This is a genomic window from Amycolatopsis sp. NBC_00438, assembly GCF_036026695.1.
Taxonomy (GTDB): domain Bacteria; phylum Actinomycetota; class Actinomycetes; order Mycobacteriales; family Pseudonocardiaceae; genus Amycolatopsis.
Genome location: NZ_CP107923.1, coordinates 3,541,664 through 3,558,977 on the forward strand (window position 1 = coordinate 3,541,664; position 17,314 = coordinate 3,558,977).

A 17,314-nucleotide genomic window follows, 5' to 3' on the forward strand; every position below is an offset into this window, starting at 1 on the left:
ACTCGCTCGCTCCGAACGACCGGGACTCCTGCTCTCGTGTTCAGCCGGGCATCACCCGTGCTTGGACGGACGACACGCGTACACAGGGGGACGACACGCGTACCTGGATGGACGACACGGTGTCAGCGCGGGCCCTGCCTGCGGCCCACCGAACGGCCGATGAAGAAACCCAGCAGCAAGCCCACGATCAGGCCGATCACGATGAAGAAGATGACCGTCGCCGCGGCGATCTTGCCGACCGTGCCGAGGAAGCCCTTGGCCTCGAAGTCCTGGACCGTCGCGAGGGTCTGGACGAGCGTGTAGTGCGTCATGATCACCAGGGTGACAGCACCGGGCGCACCCTGCACGCCGCGAAGGTCCCCCACCGGTGCTCAGGACACCGGTGGGGAGACCCCCGCACTCCGCGGGCCCGAGATCAGCCGACGGAGGGGCCCATCCCGAGCGACTGCGGCGTGCTGGCGTCGGGCGAGGGCTGGTGCAGGCCCTCGTCCAGCGGGCCGAACTCGGTCATCAGCGCCGCGCTACCGCCCCACGGCGTCTGTTCCTCGGCGATCAGCGAGTTCGTCGTCAGCAGCAGCCCGGCCACCGAAGCGCCGTTCTGGATCGCCGAGCGGCACACCCGAAGCGGGTCGACGACGCCCAGGGCGATCATGTCGCCGAACTGGTCGTTCAAGGCGTCGAAACCCTCGTCCGAGCCGAGCTCCCGGGTGCGCGCGACGATCTCGTGCGCCGGGTGCCCGGCGTTGTGGGCGATGAGGAACGCCGGTTCCGCCAGCGCCCGCCGGACGATCTCGACCCCGATCGCCTGGTCACCTTCCAGCCCCAGGCCTTCCAGGGCCTTCTCGGCGTGCAGGAGCGCCGCTCCCCCGCCGGCCACGATGCCCTCGGCCATCGCCGCCCGGGTCGCGGACAGCGCGTCCTCGACCCGGTGCTGCAGCTCCTTGAGCTCGGCCGGGGTCGCCGCCCCGACGCGCACGACCGCGACCTTGCCGGTCAGCGCGCCGATCCGCTCGGTCAGCACGTCCTCGTCGATGCCGAACTGCGCGCGCTCCAGCTCCGCCCGCAGCTGCCCGACCCGGAACGCTACGGCGTCGGAGGTACCGCCACCGCCGACGATCGTGGTGTTGTTCGCGGTGACCCGGACCTGCTTGGCCCGGCCGAGGTGCTCCAGCGTCATCGTCTCCATGCTGAAGCCGGACGTCCGCGAGAGCACCGCGCCGCCGACGATCGCGGCGAGGTCCTCCAGCTTGTGCAGCCGCCGGTCGCCGAACCCCGGCGCGCGGACGGCCACCGACTGGAACGTGCCGTTCACGTGGTTGTGCACCAGCATCGACAGCGCCGTGCCCTCGATCGACTCGGCGATGATCACCAGTGGCCGCGGGGCCCGCATCACCTTGTCCAGCAACGGCATCAGCTGCTGCACCTTGGTGATCTTCTCCGCCGACATCAGGATGTAGGGGTCGTCGAGCACCGCTTCCAGCCGGCCCGGGTCGGTGACCAGGTACGGCGAGAGGTAGCCGTTGTCGAACTCGAAGCCCTCGACGAAGTCGACGCTCATCCCGATCATCGGCGACTCTTCGACGGTCACCACCCCGCCGTCGCCGACGGTGTGCAGGGCCTTCGCGATGACGGCGCCGACCGTGTCGTCGTCGTTCGCCGAGATCGCCGCGACCCGCGCGTAGTCCGCTTCGGACACCACCGGGTGCGCCTGCTTCTCCAGGTACGCCACCAGCAGCCCGACGGCGTGGTCGATGCCGCGCTTGACGAGCACCGGGTTGCCGCCGGCGGTGATCGCCCGCATGCCTTCGTGGACGATGGCCTGGGCGAGCACGGTGGCCGTGGTGGTGCCGTCGCCGACGACGTCGTTGGTCTTGATCGCCGCTTCCTTGACCAGCTGCGCGCCCATGTTCTCGAACTGGTTCTTGAGGTGGATCTCGCGGGCGATGGTGACGCCGTCGTTGGTGACCACCGGCGAACCGGTGATCTTCTCGATGATCACGTTGCGGCCCTTGGGCCCGAGGGTGGACTTGACCGCTTCCGCCAGCTTGTCGACGCCCGCCAGAAGCAGGTCGCGGGCGTCCGAGCCGAACCGAAGTTCCTTCGCCATGTTTCCTGCTCCTAGGGTGTGAGGATGGCCCGACCGCGCACGCGTCCGGCATCGAGGTCGGCCAGTGCGTCGAGAGCCGCGTCCAGCGGGTACTTCTTCGTGTGGAGGGTGACCTTCCCGGCCTGGGCGAGCACCATCAGCTCCACGAGGTCGTTGTACGTGCCGACCAGGTTGCCGATGACGCTGCGCTCGGTGGAGATGATGTCGATGGTCGGGATGTCGATGTTGCTGCCGTAGCCGATCACGAAGTGCGACCCGGCACGCCGGGTCATCGCGAACGCGTCCTGCTGGGCACCCTGCTCGGCGACGAAGTCGAGCACGACCTCGGCGCCGTTGCCGCCGGTCAGGTCGAGCACCGCCTCGACCTGTTTGCCGTCGCCCAGGACCGTTTCGTCGGCGCCCAGGGTGGCCGCCAGCTCCAGCGCGTCGGCGTTGCGGTCGACCACGACCACGCGGGTCGCGGTCAGCGCCTTCAGCGACTGGATGCCGATGTGCCCGAGGCCGCCGGCGCCGTTGACGACGCAGGTGGTGCCCGGGTACAGCAGCGGGACGGCCTTGCGCACCGCGTGGTAGGCGGTGATGCCCGCGTCGGCCAGCGCCGCGACGTCCGAGGGCCGGGTCGCCGGGTCGAGCTTGATGCACGCCCGCGCCGACGTCAGCAGGTACTCGGCCATGCCGCCGTCGCTGTCGATGCCCGGGAAGCTCCCGTTGGGACAGTGCATGTCGTCACCCGCGCGGCAGGCGTGGCACAGCCCGCACGTCGGCGTCGGGTGCAGGATGACGGTGTCGCCGACCTCCACATTGGACACCGCCGGGCCGACCTCGTGCACCCAGCCGGCGTTCTCGTGGCCGATCGTGTAAGGCAGGGCGACGCCGGACTTCTCGGCCCACTGCTCTTCGATGATGTGGAGGTCGGTGCGGCACACGCCGGCGCCGCCGATCTTCACCACGACGTCGAAGGGCCCGGTGGCGCGCGGCTCCGGCACCTCTTCGATTACCGGTTGCCGGTGGTACTTCTGCAGCCGCACGGCCTTCATCCCGTGCCCTCCTCTTCTGCGGTGAGCGAGTACCGGGCACGCAGCATGCCGCGGCACACGCCGGAGTTGGCCTCCATGCTCGTGCGGGTCAACCGGGCGAAGGCGAGGTGCCGTTTCGCCTCGCCGGGCGCGACCGGCTGCCCGGTCGCCGGGTCGAGCAGCAACGGGTCGCCGTCGCCGGCGGGCAGGCCGAGCTCGCGGCGGCGGGCCCGCAGCCGGTCGAGGTCCGGGCTCGCCGGGACTTCACCGAGCGTGAGGGCCGCCGGGTCGAGCCCGGTGCCCGACAGGGTCCGGCAGACCCGGTCGGTGCCGGCCAGCACGGCCTTGCGCACGAAGTCGTAGCGCAGCGTGTCGAGCTCGTCGACGGCCTCGCCCTCGAACGACGCGACGAACCCCTGCCGGGCCGCCACCCCGCGGTTGATGACGTCGGAGGCGAAGTGGTCGTCGAGCCGGATGTCGAGCCCGGTCAGGCCCGCCACCCCGGCGACGGCGTCGTAGGCGTCCGCGACCATCAGGAACGCGAAGTTGGGCGCGCAGAAGTAGGTCGGCAGCCGCAGCCGGATGACGGCCTGACCCGCCGCGCTCACCTCGCAGCGGGCCACGAAGCCGAGATCGGTGAGGGGTTCGTCCAGCTCGGGATCCCGGACGGTGCCCAGGGCCGACCACACCTGCGCGTGGCCGGCCCGCACACCCCGATCGTCGAGTGCCGTCATGAGTTCGGCACGCCGACGGGCTCGACGTTCTCCGGGTCCTTGATCCGCAGCTCCTCCGGCACGTCGATGCCGTAGAGCCGGGCGGCGTTCAGGCCGAGGATCTTCCGCTTCTGGTCGATCGTCAGCGGCGCGAAGTCGGACAGTTCGTCGTCGGGCGGCATGTTCCAGTCGACGAAGCCCTCGACCTGCCACTTCGGTTCCCAGATGGCGTAGTCCGCGCCGAAGATCAGCTTGTCCTCGCCGATCCAGAACATCAGCTCGCCCATGACCTTCGCGAAGAACTTCGGCCGGGCGTGCATCAGGCCGCCGATGACGACGGCGAGCCCCGCGTAGACGTTGCGCTCCTGGGTGGCCATGAAGCAGAAGTCCTCGATGCGCGGCAGGCCGACGTGCTCGACGATGAAGTTGAGGCCCTGGAAGTTGGTCGCCACGTGGTCCACATCGGACACGTCGAAGGCGTCCTTGTCGAGCGGCCAGATCGTCGGGCCCTTGTGGATGTGGACGTTCTTGACGCCCAGTTCTTCGCACTTCTCGAGGTACTTCGCCGCTTCCGGGTCCTTGAGGCTCCAGCCGCGGGAGTCACCGCGCCACTCGGCCGTGTAGAGCTTGACGCCCTTGCAGCCGTAGCGCTTGACCCGTTCCTCGAACGCCTTTATGCCTTCGTCGCCTTCACGCGGGTCGAAGGTCGTGTTGACGAGGAACTTGCCCGGGTGCCGTTCGGCCATCGCGCCGTCGGCCTCGGTGGTGTTGAACCCGTTCGTGTACCACTGCCGCAGGTTCGTCGGCTGGAAGATGGCCGTGTCGACGTGCCCGACCTCGAACAGGTCGTGCATCATCAGCTCTTCGGAGTACTTCTGGAAGCGGTCGATCGGCCAGTGCGTCTCCTTCGGGCCGAGGCCCTGGTAGGCGTGGAAGCACTCGATCCACCCCTTGGCGTATTCCTCCTGCCCCTTGACCCAGTTGTCCGGGCTGGCGTCCCAGAAATGGGTGTGGGCGTCAACTACGAAATACTTTTCGCCATCTTTTTCGTACACGGGTGACCCTCCTGAGCGGATCGAGTGCTTCCTAGCGGGTTTTGCGGATTACTTGTTGATCACTTTGAGGTCGAAGTCGAGGTACTCGGCCGCGTCCTCGGGGTTGGCGAACATGATCGTGCGGTCGTCCTCGTGGATCATCCGCCCGTAGTGGGTGGACATGCTCTCCTCGAACTCGGCCGCGTTGAACCAGCCTTCTTCCTCGCCGGCGGCCTCGTCGACCTCGGCGTAGATCAGGTCGGTCCGGCCCTTCGCGTCGACGCGGATCATCGAGGGCAACGGCGTCACGGTCACGTTGTCCTTGGCGGACATGACTTCCGCGATGATCGCGCCGACCTGGTTGTTCATCAGGGTGAAGCCGCACATGTTCGAGGCCGTGTTGTTGACCTTGTACGGGCTTTCCGAGGTTTTGAAGACGGTCACTGGCCCAGCTCCTCCGGTGCTTTGAGACCCAAATCGGACAGGATTCCGGCGAACCGGCTCTTGACGCGGTCGAGGCCGTCCTCGAACCGGATCGGCTTCGCGTCGGGCTGCGACCAGAGAGGCTGCAGGGCGCGCGCGGCGGAGATGCACCGCGGGACCCAGTCCTCGAGCCACTTCTGCGCCAGCGCCTTGTTCTGGTCGCCGAACTCCTTGTCGTTGATCAGCAGGTCGAACATCGCCTTGGTGTAGCGGAGGTCGCGCTCGGAGAAGTCGAACTCCTCGGCCCCGATCAGCGTCGGGGTGACGAAGTCGCCGTTCGCCGGCGCGGCCTGCTGCACGAGGTTGCTGCGGAACAGCTCGCCCACGAGCGGCTCGAAGACGATGTTCGAGGCGAAGATCGCCTCGCACCAGTCCCAGATCCCGGTCAGCTGCTCGGCGGTCTCCCGCACGCCCTGCCAGGCCGGGTCCTCGTTCCACGTCGCCAGGTGCGCGCCGCCGTCGAAACCGGGGACCTCTTCGGTGAGCGTCAGCGTGTACAGCGCCAGGTCCTGCGCCGCGCGGATCCGGTGCATGCTGTTCACCGAGATCGCGTTGTTGTGCATGTTGGTCGGGGCGCGGCGGTTGGCGTTGGCGTAGAGGTACAGGCCGAGGCCGTGGTCGACGTGCATCCACGCGCCGACGTGCTTGGCGACGAAGTCGACCCAGTTGGGGTTCCACTGCTCGAACGCCTTGGCCTGGCGCGCCGCGTCGATGTTCTGGTTGAGCTGGCGCACGACGTTCGCGTTGTACCGGTAGAGGGTGAGCTCCCACTCCTCGTTGGGGTCGCGGAACTCGTGCCAGCCGTGGGCCGGCCAGTCGTAGCCCTTGCCGCCGGAGCCGGGGCTGCGCACGGGCACCGGGCGGTCGGACCCCCACGCCTTCATCGCGGTCCACTCCAGCGGGTAGCCCGCCTTGCCGTCGGCGAAAGCGTAGAGCCAGCCCTGCGACAGGTAGTGCCGCGGGTCGGGCTGGACCTCGACGGTGACGTCTTCGTAGTGGCTCTGCTTGCGCTTGGCCGGGGTGAAGTAGTTGTACTGACGGGCACTGGAGTCCGGGAAGACCTTGGCGCCCGCCTCGGCGTCGGTGAACGTCGGCTTCGGCACACTGCGTTCGGAAGTGGCTGTCATGGGATCCGTCCTCGGGTGTCAGGCGTCGGATTCGCCCGTGGTGGTGAACTTGTCGTAGAAGACGCGCTTGTCGGCGACGCCGAGCGCGGGCAGTAGTTCCAGCGCGGCTTCGACCATCGGCGGCGGGCCGCAGACGTAGGCGTCGGCGCCCTTCAGGTCGAGGCCGGCCGCGCGCAGGACGTCGGTGACGAAGCCGGTTTCGCCGTCCCAGTCGTCGTCACCCGGCTCCGAAAGCGCCGGCACGTACCGGAAGTCCGGGAGTTTCTCCTGCAGCTCCCGCAGTTCGGCGTCGAAGCAGAGGTCCTGCCGGCGGCGCGCGCCGTAGAAGTAGGTCGCCTTCCGCTCGATACCGCGTTCGGCCATGGTCCGCAGCAACGACAGGATCGGCGCCATCCCGGCTCCGCCGCCGACGAAGACCAGGTCCGCGCTCGGGTTGTCCCGCAACGTGAACACCCCGAACGGGCCGGTGATCCGCAGCCGGTCACCCACCGCGACGCGCGTGTCCAGGAACGTGGAGAACAGCCCGTCGGGGTAGATCTTGATGACGAACTCGAGCAGCCCGTCGCGCGCCGAGGTGTTGGCCATCGAGAACGACCGGGACTCCTCGGTGTCCGGGATCGCGAAGTCCAGGTACTGGCCCGGGAAGAACTTCAGCGCCTGCTCGGGATCGGTCAGCTTGACGACGAGGTGGCGCAGGTCGTGGGTGACGTTGTCGTTCGACACGACCTCGACTTCCGCCTCCTGGATCGGCAGCCCCGACTGGATCATCTCCTCGTCGTAGTTGAGCAGCTCGATCGTGAGGTCCTCATAGGCGTGGGCCCGGCACAGCAGGGTGAACCCTTCCTCCTTTTCGTAGTCGGGCAACGCGAAGGTCGAGTACTTGTCGTGTTCGACGTCCTCGCCGTCGAGGATGAACGACTTGCAGGCCGCGCACTGCCCTTCCTTGCAGCCGTGCATGAGCATCACGCCCTGCTCGGCGGCGGCGCGCAGGATCGTCTGCTCCTCGGCGACGTCGATCTCGATCCCGACGGGCTCGAACCGCACGCGGTGTTTCTCTGACATGCCAGCCCCGTCTCGGTGCGGGGTCGTGAGTGTTTAGGGCGGTTAGAACCGCCCTAAACACTCACGACCGGTGGTCGCGCGTCAGGCTTTCTGCGGTGCCGGGCGCCCGGCCGGGCCCTGGCGGTTGTAGTCGGCCTGGAAGGCGGCCCGTTCCTCGTCGTTCATCTGGTTGAGCAGCACGTTCGGCGACTGCACCTCGGGCATCCGGCGCAGGTGGTCGAGCGTCCACATCTTCTTGGGATCGAGGTCGAGGTGCGGCTGCGCGACCATGGTCTTGCCGTCGTCGCGCACGAAGCCCATGTCGGTGACGACGTCGGCCCAGTTCCAGCCGTGGTAGAGCGTCTCCCACTCACGCGCGCCAACCAGCTTGCCCATGTTCGGGGTGTTGCGGCCCTGGTAGGTGGGCCGGAACGCCTCGGCGTCGGTCCAGCGGCACGTCTCCGAGCAGTAGGTGCGCCACTGGTCGTCGACCTTGTCCGTGACCATGTCCTCGCGGATGAGGCACGGCACCATGCACGTCCAGCAGCGGTGCGGGTAGACGTAGTTCACGTCCTCGGCGACGATCGGGTGGTGCCCGTTCGGCGTCGCGAGCCGGCTGTAGTTCTCCCACCACGCGCCGTACTTGTCGTACCACCCGGGGTACTTGTACTCGAACCACTCGAAGTCTTCGTCGGTCATCGGGTCGATGCGCCAGTAGTTGGCGAGCCACCCGGTGGCGAAGAACTGCGCGACCTCGTGGACGTAGCCCTTGTTCCAGATCCGGTTCCACGCCTCCTCGATGAGGTCGTGCGGGATGACCAAGCCGTACTTCTCGAGCGGGACGAGGTAGCTGCGGTAGTAGTCGTCGTAGATCCAGCGACGCCACATCTCCGCGTAGCTTTCCCGGTCCTTGCGGCGGTCCTTCGTGCCGTATTCGATGAACGTGCCGATCGCGGCGTCGACGACGGCGTGGTTGTTCCACCACGCGTAGCGCAGGTCGCGCTCGAGCAGCTGGTGGTTGCTCTCGTCCGACAACGCCATCAGCAGCGTCGCGTACCCGTTGCTGATGTGCCGGGACTCGTCCGACTGCACCGAGTGGAACACCGTCGGCAGCAGGTAGTCGCCGTTGGCGGCGGCTTCGGCCGGCATCGCGACGAACAGCGTGTTGGTGAACGCCGTCTCCGCCACGATGGTCAGGTAGATGCTGGCCGCGGTGATCGCGTCACCGGTGATGAAACCTTCGGCGAACTGACGGCCGATGGTGCCGCAGTAGTCGTTCTGGAAGTTGCGCAGGCTCGAGTTGAAGCCCGCCGGGTCGATGTAGTTCTGCATGTACAGGCGCTTGAGGTTCTGCTGGATCGTCGAGTGCCGGACCTCGTCGATCATCTGGATCGCCTGGCCGTTGTGCAGTTCCGGGTTGGGGACCGTGCGGAACAGCAGCGGCATCGCCCGGGCCGCGGAGATCTCCGGCAGCGGGATGATGCTCAGGAACAGCTTCTGCCACTCCAGCCAGCGTTCCTGCACCTGGCGGAACATGTTGCCGCGGATCGCGCCGTCTTCGGCACCGTAGACCCGGTGGTCCTTTTCTTCCTGCATCGGGAAGTACGAACGGAGGACCTGCTTCAGCGGGTCCTTCTTCTTGGCCTTCTGGAAGGTGTAGTCGGTCCCGTAGTGCGAAACCGGGGTGTGGTACGCCGGTTCCCACGACAGTTCCTGGATCTTTTGGTGGGCTTTCGCCACACTCTGGCGGCTCATAGATCACTCCTTATCCGTGGCTCCTGCCTACGGCGGCCGAGCGACTCGGATCCCGGCCGGGTGTCGGGGCGCACGTCCTGCGTCCACCATTCAAGGGGCGGCCCGAGGTGACGCGGGTCTCAATCTGAGACAGAACCCGCTGCTCAGGGCTCTTCACGCTCGCTGAACATCCGGGCCCGCAGTGCGGCGAGCTCGTTTTGGACACCGTTCCGCACGCGCGCGTCTCCCTCGACGGTCGGCGTGATGCCGAGCGCGCGCAGCAGGGCCGCCGCCGGATCGCCGGGGTGGCCCTCACCGCCGAACACGGGGTGCAGGCCCTGTTCGGCCAGATGCGTGAAAACCAGGTTCACGATCGTCCACGGGTTGTAGGTCTCCCCGGAATCGGCGGCCACTGGCGCACCTCCTGGTGGATGGGCGGACACGAGGTCCCCGGCCCGTTCATCGCACCGCCGCCGGGCAGGCCGGAGCGTCTCAATTTGAGACACCGTGAAAGGCCTAACGCGCTTAGGCTGGACGGGCGGCACAACGGGTGTGCCCGCACCCACGTGGGCCGCGGGATTCAGGAGGTCACGTGGACGACAAGGTGCCCGGCATGCTGCTCGCCGACGACGAGCTCGCCCGGACGCGGGTGCGGTTCCTCACCGCCGAACAGGTCCCGGCCGGCACCGTCCGGCAGACGATCCTCGCCTCCTGGCGCCGGTCGCGGGAGTTCCAGGTCGAAGCCGACCGGATCGACCCGCTCTACCTCGGCGACCAGAACCTCGACATCCCCCTGATGCGCGGCGCCGAGCCCGTCCTGGGCAAGCTCACCGAGCAGTTCGACGGGCAGCCGATCAGCCTGATCCTCACCGACGCCAACGGCGTCGTGCTGACGCAGCGGACCGGCGACGCCGATCTGCGGCGGCACCTGGAACGCGTCGAGCTGGTGCCCGGGTTCAGCTACGGCGAGCAGTCCGTCGGCACCAACGGGATCGGCACCGCGCTGGAGGACGGCCGCGCGACCACCGTGTTCGGCCACGAGCACTACGCCGAGCACCTCGAGAACCTCGCCTGCGCCGGCGTCCCGATCCACCACCCGCTCTCCGGCAAGAAGATCGGCGCCGTCGACCTGACCTGCTGGTACAAGGACGCGGGCGGCCTGCTCATCGCGCTGGCCCGCTCGACCGCCGAGCAGATCCGCCAGGCCCTGCTGCGCCACAGCGACCTGCGGGAGATGATCCTCTTCCAGGCCTACCTGCAGACGTGCCGCCGCTGGACGGGCATCGTGCTGGCGTTCAACGAGGACATCGTGATGATGAACGACCGGGCGCGGCAGCTGCTCGACCCGGCCGACCAGTCGCTGCTGCTGGGGTACGCCACCGAGGCCCTGGCCGACGGCGAGCGGACGTCGGCGATGCTCGCGTTGTCGAGCGGCTTGCGCGTGCGCGTGTACTGCCGCCGCGTCCCGGGCCAGCGCGAGACCGACACCGCGGGCGGCGTGCTGTCGGTGAAGCTGATCGAAGCCGAGGAGACGCTGGCCGCGTCGATCCCGATGCTGCCGATGTACCTGCCGGGCGTCGTCGGCTCGGCGCCTCTGTGGCTGCGCTGCGGCCACGAACTCGACGCCGGCCACGAGCGCGGCGAATGGGTCGCGCTGGAAGGCGAGCCCGGTACGGGCAAACTGACCCTGGCCAAGGGCCTGCACCAGCGCCACCACCCGGCGTCCCGCTTGCTCACGGTGGACGCGGCGGTCGCGACCGGCCCGGACTGGACAGCCGCGCTGCTGCGCGAGCACGCCCAGACGCCGGTCCGCACGCTGGTGATCCGCCACGCCGACCGGCTGTCGGTGCTCGCCGCGACGGCGTTGGCGGGAGCCCTGCGCGAACTGCGCGAGCGCGACGACGCCCCGTGGGTGGTGGCGACGCTCGCCCCGGGCGCCGAGACCAAGCCGGCGCTCGCGGAGCTGCTGAAGTTCTTCCCGCGCACGGTGCGCGTGCCCCCGTTGCGCCACCACGTCGAGGACCTGGCGGAGCTGGTCCCCCTGGTCCTGAGCAAACTCGGCTACGGCGGCCGCCTGACCTGCTCGGCGGCCGCGTTGCACCTGCTGATGCGGGCGGAGTGGCCGGGCAACACGGGCCAGCTGTACCAGGTGCTGCGCACGGTGGCCCAGCGCCGCCGCGCGGGCACCATCCGCCCGGGTGACCTCCCGGCCGAGTTCCACGCGGTGACGCGCAGGCCGTTGAACCGCTTCGAGTCCATCGAGCGCGACGCGATCGTGCGGTGTCTGGAGGACGCGGACGGCAACAAAGTCCGCGCGGCGAAACTGCTCGGGATCTCCCGGGCGACGATTTACCGGAAGATCCACGAGTACGGGATCGTCCCCCCGACCCGCTGAGCCAAGTCCGCCGTGCTGCCCGTTCCGGGCGCCGTGTTGGCCGGAGTGGCCGACACGGCCGGGCGGAGCGGGTCAGCGGGCCGCCAGCTCGGCCAGCTGATAAGCCATCTTCGAGCGGACCGGGGGCAGGCCGAAGGCCAGCTTGAGCACCGTGTTGCGCAGCAGACGCGCCGGGCGGGGGCGGAGCGTGGCCATGCGGGTCATGCGGTCCGTGAAGGCGACCACGCCGGTGGCCACCGGGCGGCGGGTCGTCTCGTAGGTGTCCAGGAGCGCGTCCGGTTCGCCGGCGAGCACCCGGGCCAGCAAACCGCCCAGCGCCACGGCGTCCTGGATGCCCGTGTTCATGCCCTGGCCACCGGCCGGGCTGTGCACGTGGGCCGCGTCGCCGGCCAGCAGGATCCGGCCCGCGCGGTAGTGGTCGGCCACCCGGTGGTGCACCCGGAACCGCGAGCTCCACAGCACCTCGGTCACCCGCGACCGCGCACCCTCCGGCCCGCGCTTGTCCACAATGGACTGGATGTCCCCGACGCCCGGCTTCTCGGCAGCGGAGGCGACGGTCGCGACCACCCGGTAGTGGTCGTCGGCCCCGGGCAGCGGGGCGACCACCGTCACCCCCTCCGGTGACAGGTGCAGGCTGACCTCCTCGCGGTCGAGGGGCCAGCTCATCCGGACGTCGGCGAGCACGAACGACTCGGGGTAGCTGGCACCGCTGAACCCGATCCCGGCCTGCTCGCGCACCACGCTGTGCATGCCGTCGGCGCCGATGACGTACCGCGCCCGGATCGTCTCGCCACCGGCGACCGTCACCGTGACACCGGTGTCGTCGCCCGCGACCGCGGTGACCTCGTACGGCCGGTGGACGTCGCCGCCGGCCTCGCGCAGCCGCGCCAGCAGCACCGCTTCGGTCACGTCCTGCGGCACCATCAGCGTGTACGGGTACGCGGTGGGCAGCCCGCCGAACGGCACCTTCGCGAGCACCGTGGCGCCGTCGCGGACCGTGAACGTCGGGACCACGACGCCCAGCTCCTTCAGCCGCTCGGTGACGCCCAGCTCGGCGAGCACCTCTAGTGTCCGGGCGTGGATCACGCAGGCCCGGGACGTGTTCGCGCCCTCGGCCTGGCGGTCCAGCAGCACGTAGTCGACGCCGGCCTCGGCCAGCGCGATCGCGGCGGCGAGGCCGGCGGGGCCGGCTCCGGCGATCAGCACATCGGTGCGGGCGGGCAGGTTCATGGCGGGCTCCTCAGGTTTGCCAACAACTGTTGGCATCCACGTAAGCACCACTAGGCTGGCTTGTCAACAAGTGTTGGCCTACACTTGTTGACATGGTTGACGAGCCCTCTCCCCGCCGGTCGGACGCCACCCGCGCGGCCATCCTCGACGCCGCGCGCCGCCGCTTCGCCGCCGACGGCTTCCGCCGGGCGACCATCCGCTCGATCGCGGCCGACGCGGACATCGACCCGTCGATGGTGATGCGCTACTACGGCAGCAAGGACGGCCTGTTCGCGGCGGCCGTGGACGTCGAACTGGACCTGCCGGACCTCGCCGAAGCCGATCCGGGCACCGTCGGCGAGCTGCTGACGCGGCAGTTCCTCGCGCTCTGGGAGCAGCCGCCGACCGACGAGATCCTGCTGACGCTGCTGCGGTCGGCGGTGGCCGACGACGCCGTGGTCGAGAAGATCCGGGAGGTGTTCGCCGGCCAGGTGACCCCGGTGGTGCTGCGCTTCGGCGACCCGGCCGACGCGCCCCGCCGGGCCGGGTTGGTCGTGACACAGCTGTTCGGCCTGGCGCTGACCCGCTACGTCCTGCGCCTGCCGCCGGTGGTCGCGCTGACCCAGGAAGACCTCGTCACGGAGATCGCGCCGACGGTCCAGCGGTACCTGGCCGGCGGCTCAGCGCACCAGCGGACCCCGTCCGGAACACCGGGTCGTCCCGGCGCGCGGTGAGTGCCATCCTGGACGGCATGCCGACCCGCTGGACGTGCCCGCAGTGCGACCGCGAGTTCGCGCGCGCCGGTCAGGGGCACACGTGCGTGCCGGGGTGCACGGTCGACGACACGTTCGCCGGGCGTTCCCCGGCACAGCGCGCGGTGTACGACGCGATCGCCGCCCACCTGCGCACCCTCGGCGGCTTCCACGAGGACGCGGTCAAGATCGGCGTGTTCCTCAAACGGGAGCTCAAGCTCGCCGAGGTGCGGCCGCGCTCGCGCGATGTTCTGCTGTACCTGTTCCTGCCCAGCCCGGTCGAGACGGCGCGGATCCGGCCGGCGTGGGGCACCGCCGGGCCGCGGGTCGGGCACCGGGTGAGCCTGCGCGCACCGTCCGAAGTGGACGACGAGGTCCGCGGCTGGCTCACCGCCGCGTACGACTTCTCATGACGGGCTGATCCCCCGCACCGCCAACCCCAGCAACCGCAACGCTTCCCCCGCCGGGTCACGGCCGTGCTCGGTCGCCAGCACGATGCCCGTGACCACCGCGACCAGGTCCGCCGACGTCACCCCGGCCGGCACCGCGCCCGCCTCGACCGCGCGGCGCAGCACCGGTTCGCCGGCGTCGGTGAGGCGGCCGCAGACGTGCTCGCCGTCCGGATCTTCGTCCGGGATCAGCGCCGCGGCCATGCCCCGCGCGGAGGCGGCGTACTCCGTCAACGCCGTGAGCCAGTCGAGCAACGCGGCCCGCGGATCGTCAGCCTCGGCCAGGTCGAGGGCCCGGCCGTCCAGCGCGTCGACGCGTTCGCGGAACACGGCGTCCAGCAGGGCACGCCGGGTCGGGAAGTGCCGGCGCACGGTGGCCGAGCCGACGCCGGCCGTGCGGGCGATCTGCTCGAGGGACGCTTCCGCGCCGTGCTCGGCGACCTCCCGCTCGGCGACGGCGAGGATCAGCGCGTAGTTGCGCTGGGCGTCGGACCGCCGCACGAGGACCTCCGGAAGGTTAAGTGGCGGGGGCCGCCACTTCATGGCTATCGTAGCGGACACGAAGTGGCGGGCCCCGCCACTTAGCCGTCCGAAGGAGCTCCCATGTCCCCCGTCCTCGTCACCGGCGCCACCGGCAAGCAGGGCGGCGCCACCGCCCGCGCGCTGCTCGCCGCGGGCACCGAAGTCCGCGCGCTCGTCCGCGACCCCGGCACGGCACGGGCCGGAGCGATCCGAGCGCTCGGCGCCGAGCTCGTCACCGGCGACCTCTACGACCCCGGTTCGCTCGGCCCGGCGCTCGAGGGCGTGCGGGGCGTGTTCTCCGTGCAGCTGCCCGACCTGACCGACCTCGACGGCGACTCCGAGCTGGTCCAGGCCTGCAACCTGATCAACGCCGCCCGGGACGCGGGCGTGGCGCAGTTCGTGCACGCGTCGGTCTCCGGGGCCGGGCAGCACCGCTCGGCGCCGGGCTGGGCCGAGGGCCGCTGGAAGTCGATGGAGCACTACCTGGAGACGAAGACCGCGATCCAGGACCGCGTTCGCGAAGCCGGTTTCGCGCACTGGACGTTGCTCAAGCCCGGGTTCTTCATGGAGAACTTCCTGCCGCCGTCGTTCCTGCTGCCCCACGGCGTCGGCGGCGGGCTGGTGACGCCCATCAAGCCGGACACGGAACTCTCGCTCGTCGCCGTCGCCGACATCGGTGCCGCGGCCGCGGCGGCCTTCGCCGACCCGGCACGCTTCGACGGCGTCGAGCTGGAACTCGCCAGTGAGCGCCGGACGATGGCGGGCGTCGCCGAGGTGCTCTCCCGCGTCCACGGCGTGGAGATCACCGCGCCCGACCTGACCTCGGCGGAAGCCGTGGCGGCCGGCGCGCCCGCGTTCACCGTGCGGCACGAGTGGACGAACGAGATCGGCCACCCCGCGCGCCCGGAGTTCGCGCGGGCCCTCGGCATTCCGCTGACGTCCTTCGCGGACTGGGCGGATTCCCACCTGACAGCGGGCTGATCTTCCCGCTACGGTCGGCGCCATGGCCAAGCCTCCCCACCTCCCCGCGACCACACCCGGCGGCAAGTGCATCTTCTGCGCGATCGCCACCGGGCTCGCGCCGGCGACGTTCGTGCACGAGGACGACGAGTTCGTCGCCGTCGTCGACCTGCGCCCGGTGTCCACCGGACACCTGCTGGTGCTCCCCCGGGCCCACCACGAAGGCCTGGCCGACCTCCCCGCCGAGGCGGGCGCCAGGATGTTCACCATCGCCCAGACCCTCGCGGCGGCGTTGCGCCGCACCGGGATCCGGACCGACGGGATCAACCTGTTCCTGGCCGACGGCACCGCCGCGGGCCAGGAGATCCCCCACGTCCACCTGCACGTCATCCCCCGCCACCCGGACGACGGTTTCGTCCTCAGCGCGGACTGGCGGGTGCGGGAGCGGGCGGAGCTGGAGGAAGTCGGGACGCAGGTCCGCGCGGCGCTTTGAGCCGGGTGCCGCGCCGGGTCGTGCGGACCCGTCGCGGCCCTCAGCCTGCGGCACGACCGGCCGTCGCGTAGTCCTTCAGCACCAAGGCGTTCGCCGCCTGGCGGATGGGGGCGGCGATCTGTTCCAGGATGCGGTTGCGGCCCGGCATGTAGGGCATCAGCTTGATCATCCGGGTGTTGATCCACGCGAAGGCGCGGGACTGCGGGATGATGCCGCGCAGCGCGGACTTCGCCAGAGCCTGATTCTTCTCGATGTACGGCCGCATCTCGGCTTCGTACTTCTCGAATGCCACCGTGAAGTCGCCCGCGGCCGCGGCCAGTTCGCCCGCCAGGACGTATGCACCCGCCAAAGCCAGGCTCGTTCCCTGGCCCGAGGCCGGGGACGGGCAGTAGCCCGCGTCGCCGACGAGCGTCACGCGCCCGGCCGACACCCGGTCCATCAGGATCTGGCACACCGGGTCGAAGTAGAAGTCGCCGGCTGCGCGCATCGACTCCAGCAGCTCCGGGATCTGCCAGCCGAGGCCGGCGAACTGGTCGGCGACGAGGTTCTTCTGGCCGTCGACGTCGCGGCGGTCGTAGGGCAGGTCCGTGCCGGTGAACCAGAACGCGGCCTTGGCGTCGGCGGCGCGAGCCGTGCTGTAGACGTTGACCATCTTGCCCGGCGCCGCCGAGTGCAGCAGCTCCCAGCGGTCCAGGTCGAAGGTGTTGGGCACGGTCGAGATCGAGATGTAGGCGTCGAACCGCTTCAGGAACTTCTCCTCCGGGCCGAACGCCAGCGCGCGGACGCCGGAGTGCAGGCCGTCGGCGCCGACGACGAGGTCGAACCGGCGGGGCGCACCGTGGGCGAAGGTGACGTGCACGCCGTCCGCGCGCTCGTCGAGCCCGGTGATCCAGTCGCCGAAGACGTACTCGACGTCGTCGCGGGTGTGCTCGTAGAGGATCTTCGCCAGGTCGCCGCGCAGGATCTCGGTGTCGTCGCCGTCGCGGAAGCCGAACGTGTCGGCGTCCAGCTTCGCGATCTCCTTGCCACGCTTGTTCACGAACCCGGCGCCGCGCATGTCGGTGGCGACCGCGTGCACCTGCTCCAGCAGGCCCATCCGGCGGACGACGTCGACGGCGGTGCCGCGGATGTCGACCTTGTAGCCGCCTTCGCGCAGGCTCGGGGCGCGCTCGACGATCGTCGGGCGGAAGCCGTGGTGGTGCAGCCACCAGGCGAGGGCGGGGCCGGCGACGCTGGCGCCGGAGATCAGGATTTCTCGGTTGTCCGTCATGCTCAGCAG

General features: G+C 69.9%; 18 protein-coding genes. 5 read left to right on the forward strand and 13 right to left on the reverse strand.

All coding sequences use genetic code 11. The features are described from left to right. Nucleotides 1-122: 122 nt before the first annotated feature. The 10 genes from OG494_RS15490 to OG494_RS15535 form a co-directional block, all read right to left on the reverse strand. Nucleotides 123-311, reverse strand: a complete 189-nt coding sequence (locus tag OG494_RS15490) for a hypothetical protein (RefSeq protein ID WP_328456240.1) — start codon at nucleotides 309-311, stop codon at nucleotides 123-125. Nucleotides 312-415: 104 nt separating this feature from the next. Beyond that, complete coding sequence (groL, locus tag OG494_RS15495; RefSeq protein WP_328456242.1) at nucleotides 416-2,107, reverse strand: chaperonin GroEL; 1,692 nt, start codon at nucleotides 2,105-2,107, stop codon at nucleotides 416-418. 11 nt (nucleotides 2,108-2,118) lie between these two features. Continuing rightward, complete coding sequence (locus OG494_RS15500; protein WP_328456244.1) at nucleotides 2,119-3,144, reverse strand: NAD(P)-dependent alcohol dehydrogenase; 1,026 nt, start codon at nucleotides 3,142-3,144, stop codon at nucleotides 2,119-2,121. Further along, a complete protein-coding gene (locus OG494_RS15505) occupies nucleotides 3,141-3,857 on the reverse strand; it encodes an iron-sulfur cluster assembly protein (protein WP_328456246.1) in 717 nt (238 codons plus the stop codon). Before OG494_RS15505 ends, OG494_RS15500 begins: the two co-directional genes overlap by 4 nt. Next, nucleotides 3,854-4,891, reverse strand: coding sequence for an amidohydrolase family protein (locus tag OG494_RS15510; protein WP_328456248.1), 1,038 nt, complete (start codon nucleotides 4,889-4,891; stop codon nucleotides 3,854-3,856). Before OG494_RS15510 ends, OG494_RS15505 begins: the two co-directional genes overlap by 4 nt. A gap of 48 nt (nucleotides 4,892-4,939) precedes the next feature. Then, nucleotides 4,940-5,314 carry a propane 2-monooxygenase effector subunit MimD gene (mimD, locus tag OG494_RS15515; protein WP_328456250.1) on the reverse strand — a complete coding sequence of 125 codons (375 nt, stop codon included), beginning with the start codon at nucleotides 5,312-5,314 and terminating at the stop codon, nucleotides 4,940-4,942. Further along, on the reverse strand, nucleotides 5,311-6,480 hold the full coding sequence (locus OG494_RS15520) for a toluene hydroxylase (RefSeq protein ID WP_328456252.1): 1,170 nt from the start codon (nucleotides 6,478-6,480) through the stop codon (nucleotides 5,311-5,313). The genes mimD and OG494_RS15520 overlap by 4 nt, the downstream gene beginning before the upstream one ends. Before the next feature lie 18 nt (nucleotides 6,481-6,498). Further along, nucleotides 6,499-7,542: an NADH:ubiquinone reductase (Na(+)-transporting) subunit F gene (locus OG494_RS15525; RefSeq protein WP_328456254.1), complete on the reverse strand. Its 1,044-nt coding sequence runs from the start codon at nucleotides 7,540-7,542 to the stop codon at nucleotides 6,499-6,501. Nucleotides 7,543-7,623: 81 nt separating this feature from the next. Continuing rightward, nucleotides 7,624-9,276, reverse strand: coding sequence for a methane monooxygenase (locus tag OG494_RS15530; protein WP_328456256.1), 1,653 nt, complete (start codon nucleotides 9,274-9,276; stop codon nucleotides 7,624-7,626). A gap of 143 nt (nucleotides 9,277-9,419) precedes the next feature. Further along, on the reverse strand, nucleotides 9,420-9,668 hold the full coding sequence (locus tag OG494_RS15535; protein ID WP_328456258.1) for a hypothetical protein: 249 nt from the start codon (nucleotides 9,666-9,668) through the stop codon (nucleotides 9,420-9,422). A gap of 200 nt (nucleotides 9,669-9,868) precedes the next feature. Between OG494_RS15535 and OG494_RS15540 the strand changes: the two genes are divergently transcribed. After that, nucleotides 9,869-11,650 carry a sigma-54-dependent Fis family transcriptional regulator gene (locus tag OG494_RS15540; protein WP_328458947.1) on the forward strand — a complete coding sequence of 594 codons (1,782 nt, stop codon included), beginning with the start codon at nucleotides 9,869-9,871 and terminating at the stop codon, nucleotides 11,648-11,650. Between the two features lie 72 nt (nucleotides 11,651-11,722). Here OG494_RS15540 and OG494_RS15545 read toward each other — a convergent pair whose 3' ends face one another. Continuing rightward, nucleotides 11,723-12,880 carry an FAD-dependent oxidoreductase gene (locus OG494_RS15545; RefSeq protein ID WP_328456260.1) on the reverse strand — a complete coding sequence of 386 codons (1,158 nt, stop codon included), beginning with the start codon at nucleotides 12,878-12,880 and terminating at the stop codon, nucleotides 11,723-11,725. Between the two features lie 92 nt (nucleotides 12,881-12,972). On the opposite strand from OG494_RS15545, the gene OG494_RS15550 reads away from it, so the two are divergent. Both OG494_RS15550 and OG494_RS15555 read left to right on the forward strand, forming a co-directional pair. After that, the gene (locus tag OG494_RS15550; protein WP_328456262.1) at nucleotides 12,973-13,593 is read left to right on the forward strand and encodes a TetR/AcrR family transcriptional regulator; all 621 of its coding nucleotides are present in this window, start codon (nucleotides 12,973-12,975) and stop codon (nucleotides 13,591-13,593) included. Nucleotides 13,594-13,610: 17 nt separating this feature from the next. Continuing rightward, nucleotides 13,611-14,024 (forward strand): DUF5655 domain-containing protein, encoded by a 414-nt coding sequence (locus OG494_RS15555; protein WP_328456264.1) that lies wholly within the window; start codon nucleotides 13,611-13,613, stop codon nucleotides 14,022-14,024. On the opposite strand, the gene OG494_RS15560 is transcribed toward OG494_RS15555, so the two are convergent. Beyond that, nucleotides 14,019-14,561: a TetR/AcrR family transcriptional regulator gene (locus OG494_RS15560; protein WP_328456266.1), complete on the reverse strand. Its 543-nt coding sequence runs from the start codon at nucleotides 14,559-14,561 to the stop codon at nucleotides 14,019-14,021. The two genes, OG494_RS15555 and OG494_RS15560, sit on opposite strands and share 6 nt — an antisense overlap. 102 nt (nucleotides 14,562-14,663) lie before the next feature. On the opposite strand from OG494_RS15560, the gene OG494_RS15565 reads away from it, so the two are divergent. Next, nucleotides 14,664-15,563, forward strand: a complete 900-nt coding sequence (locus tag OG494_RS15565) for an NmrA family NAD(P)-binding protein (RefSeq protein WP_328456268.1) — start codon at nucleotides 14,664-14,666, stop codon at nucleotides 15,561-15,563. Nucleotides 15,564-15,585: 22 nt separating this feature from the next. Then, on the forward strand, nucleotides 15,586-16,035 hold the full coding sequence (locus tag OG494_RS15570) for an HIT family protein (protein ID WP_328456270.1): 450 nt from the start codon (nucleotides 15,586-15,588) through the stop codon (nucleotides 16,033-16,035). A gap of 40 nt (nucleotides 16,036-16,075) precedes the next feature. Here OG494_RS15570 and OG494_RS15575 read toward each other — a convergent pair whose 3' ends face one another. Continuing rightward, nucleotides 16,076-17,305: an FAD-dependent monooxygenase gene (locus OG494_RS15575; RefSeq protein WP_328456272.1), complete on the reverse strand. Its 1,230-nt coding sequence runs from the start codon at nucleotides 17,303-17,305 to the stop codon at nucleotides 16,076-16,078. Between the last annotated feature and the right edge of the window lie 9 nt (nucleotides 17,306-17,314).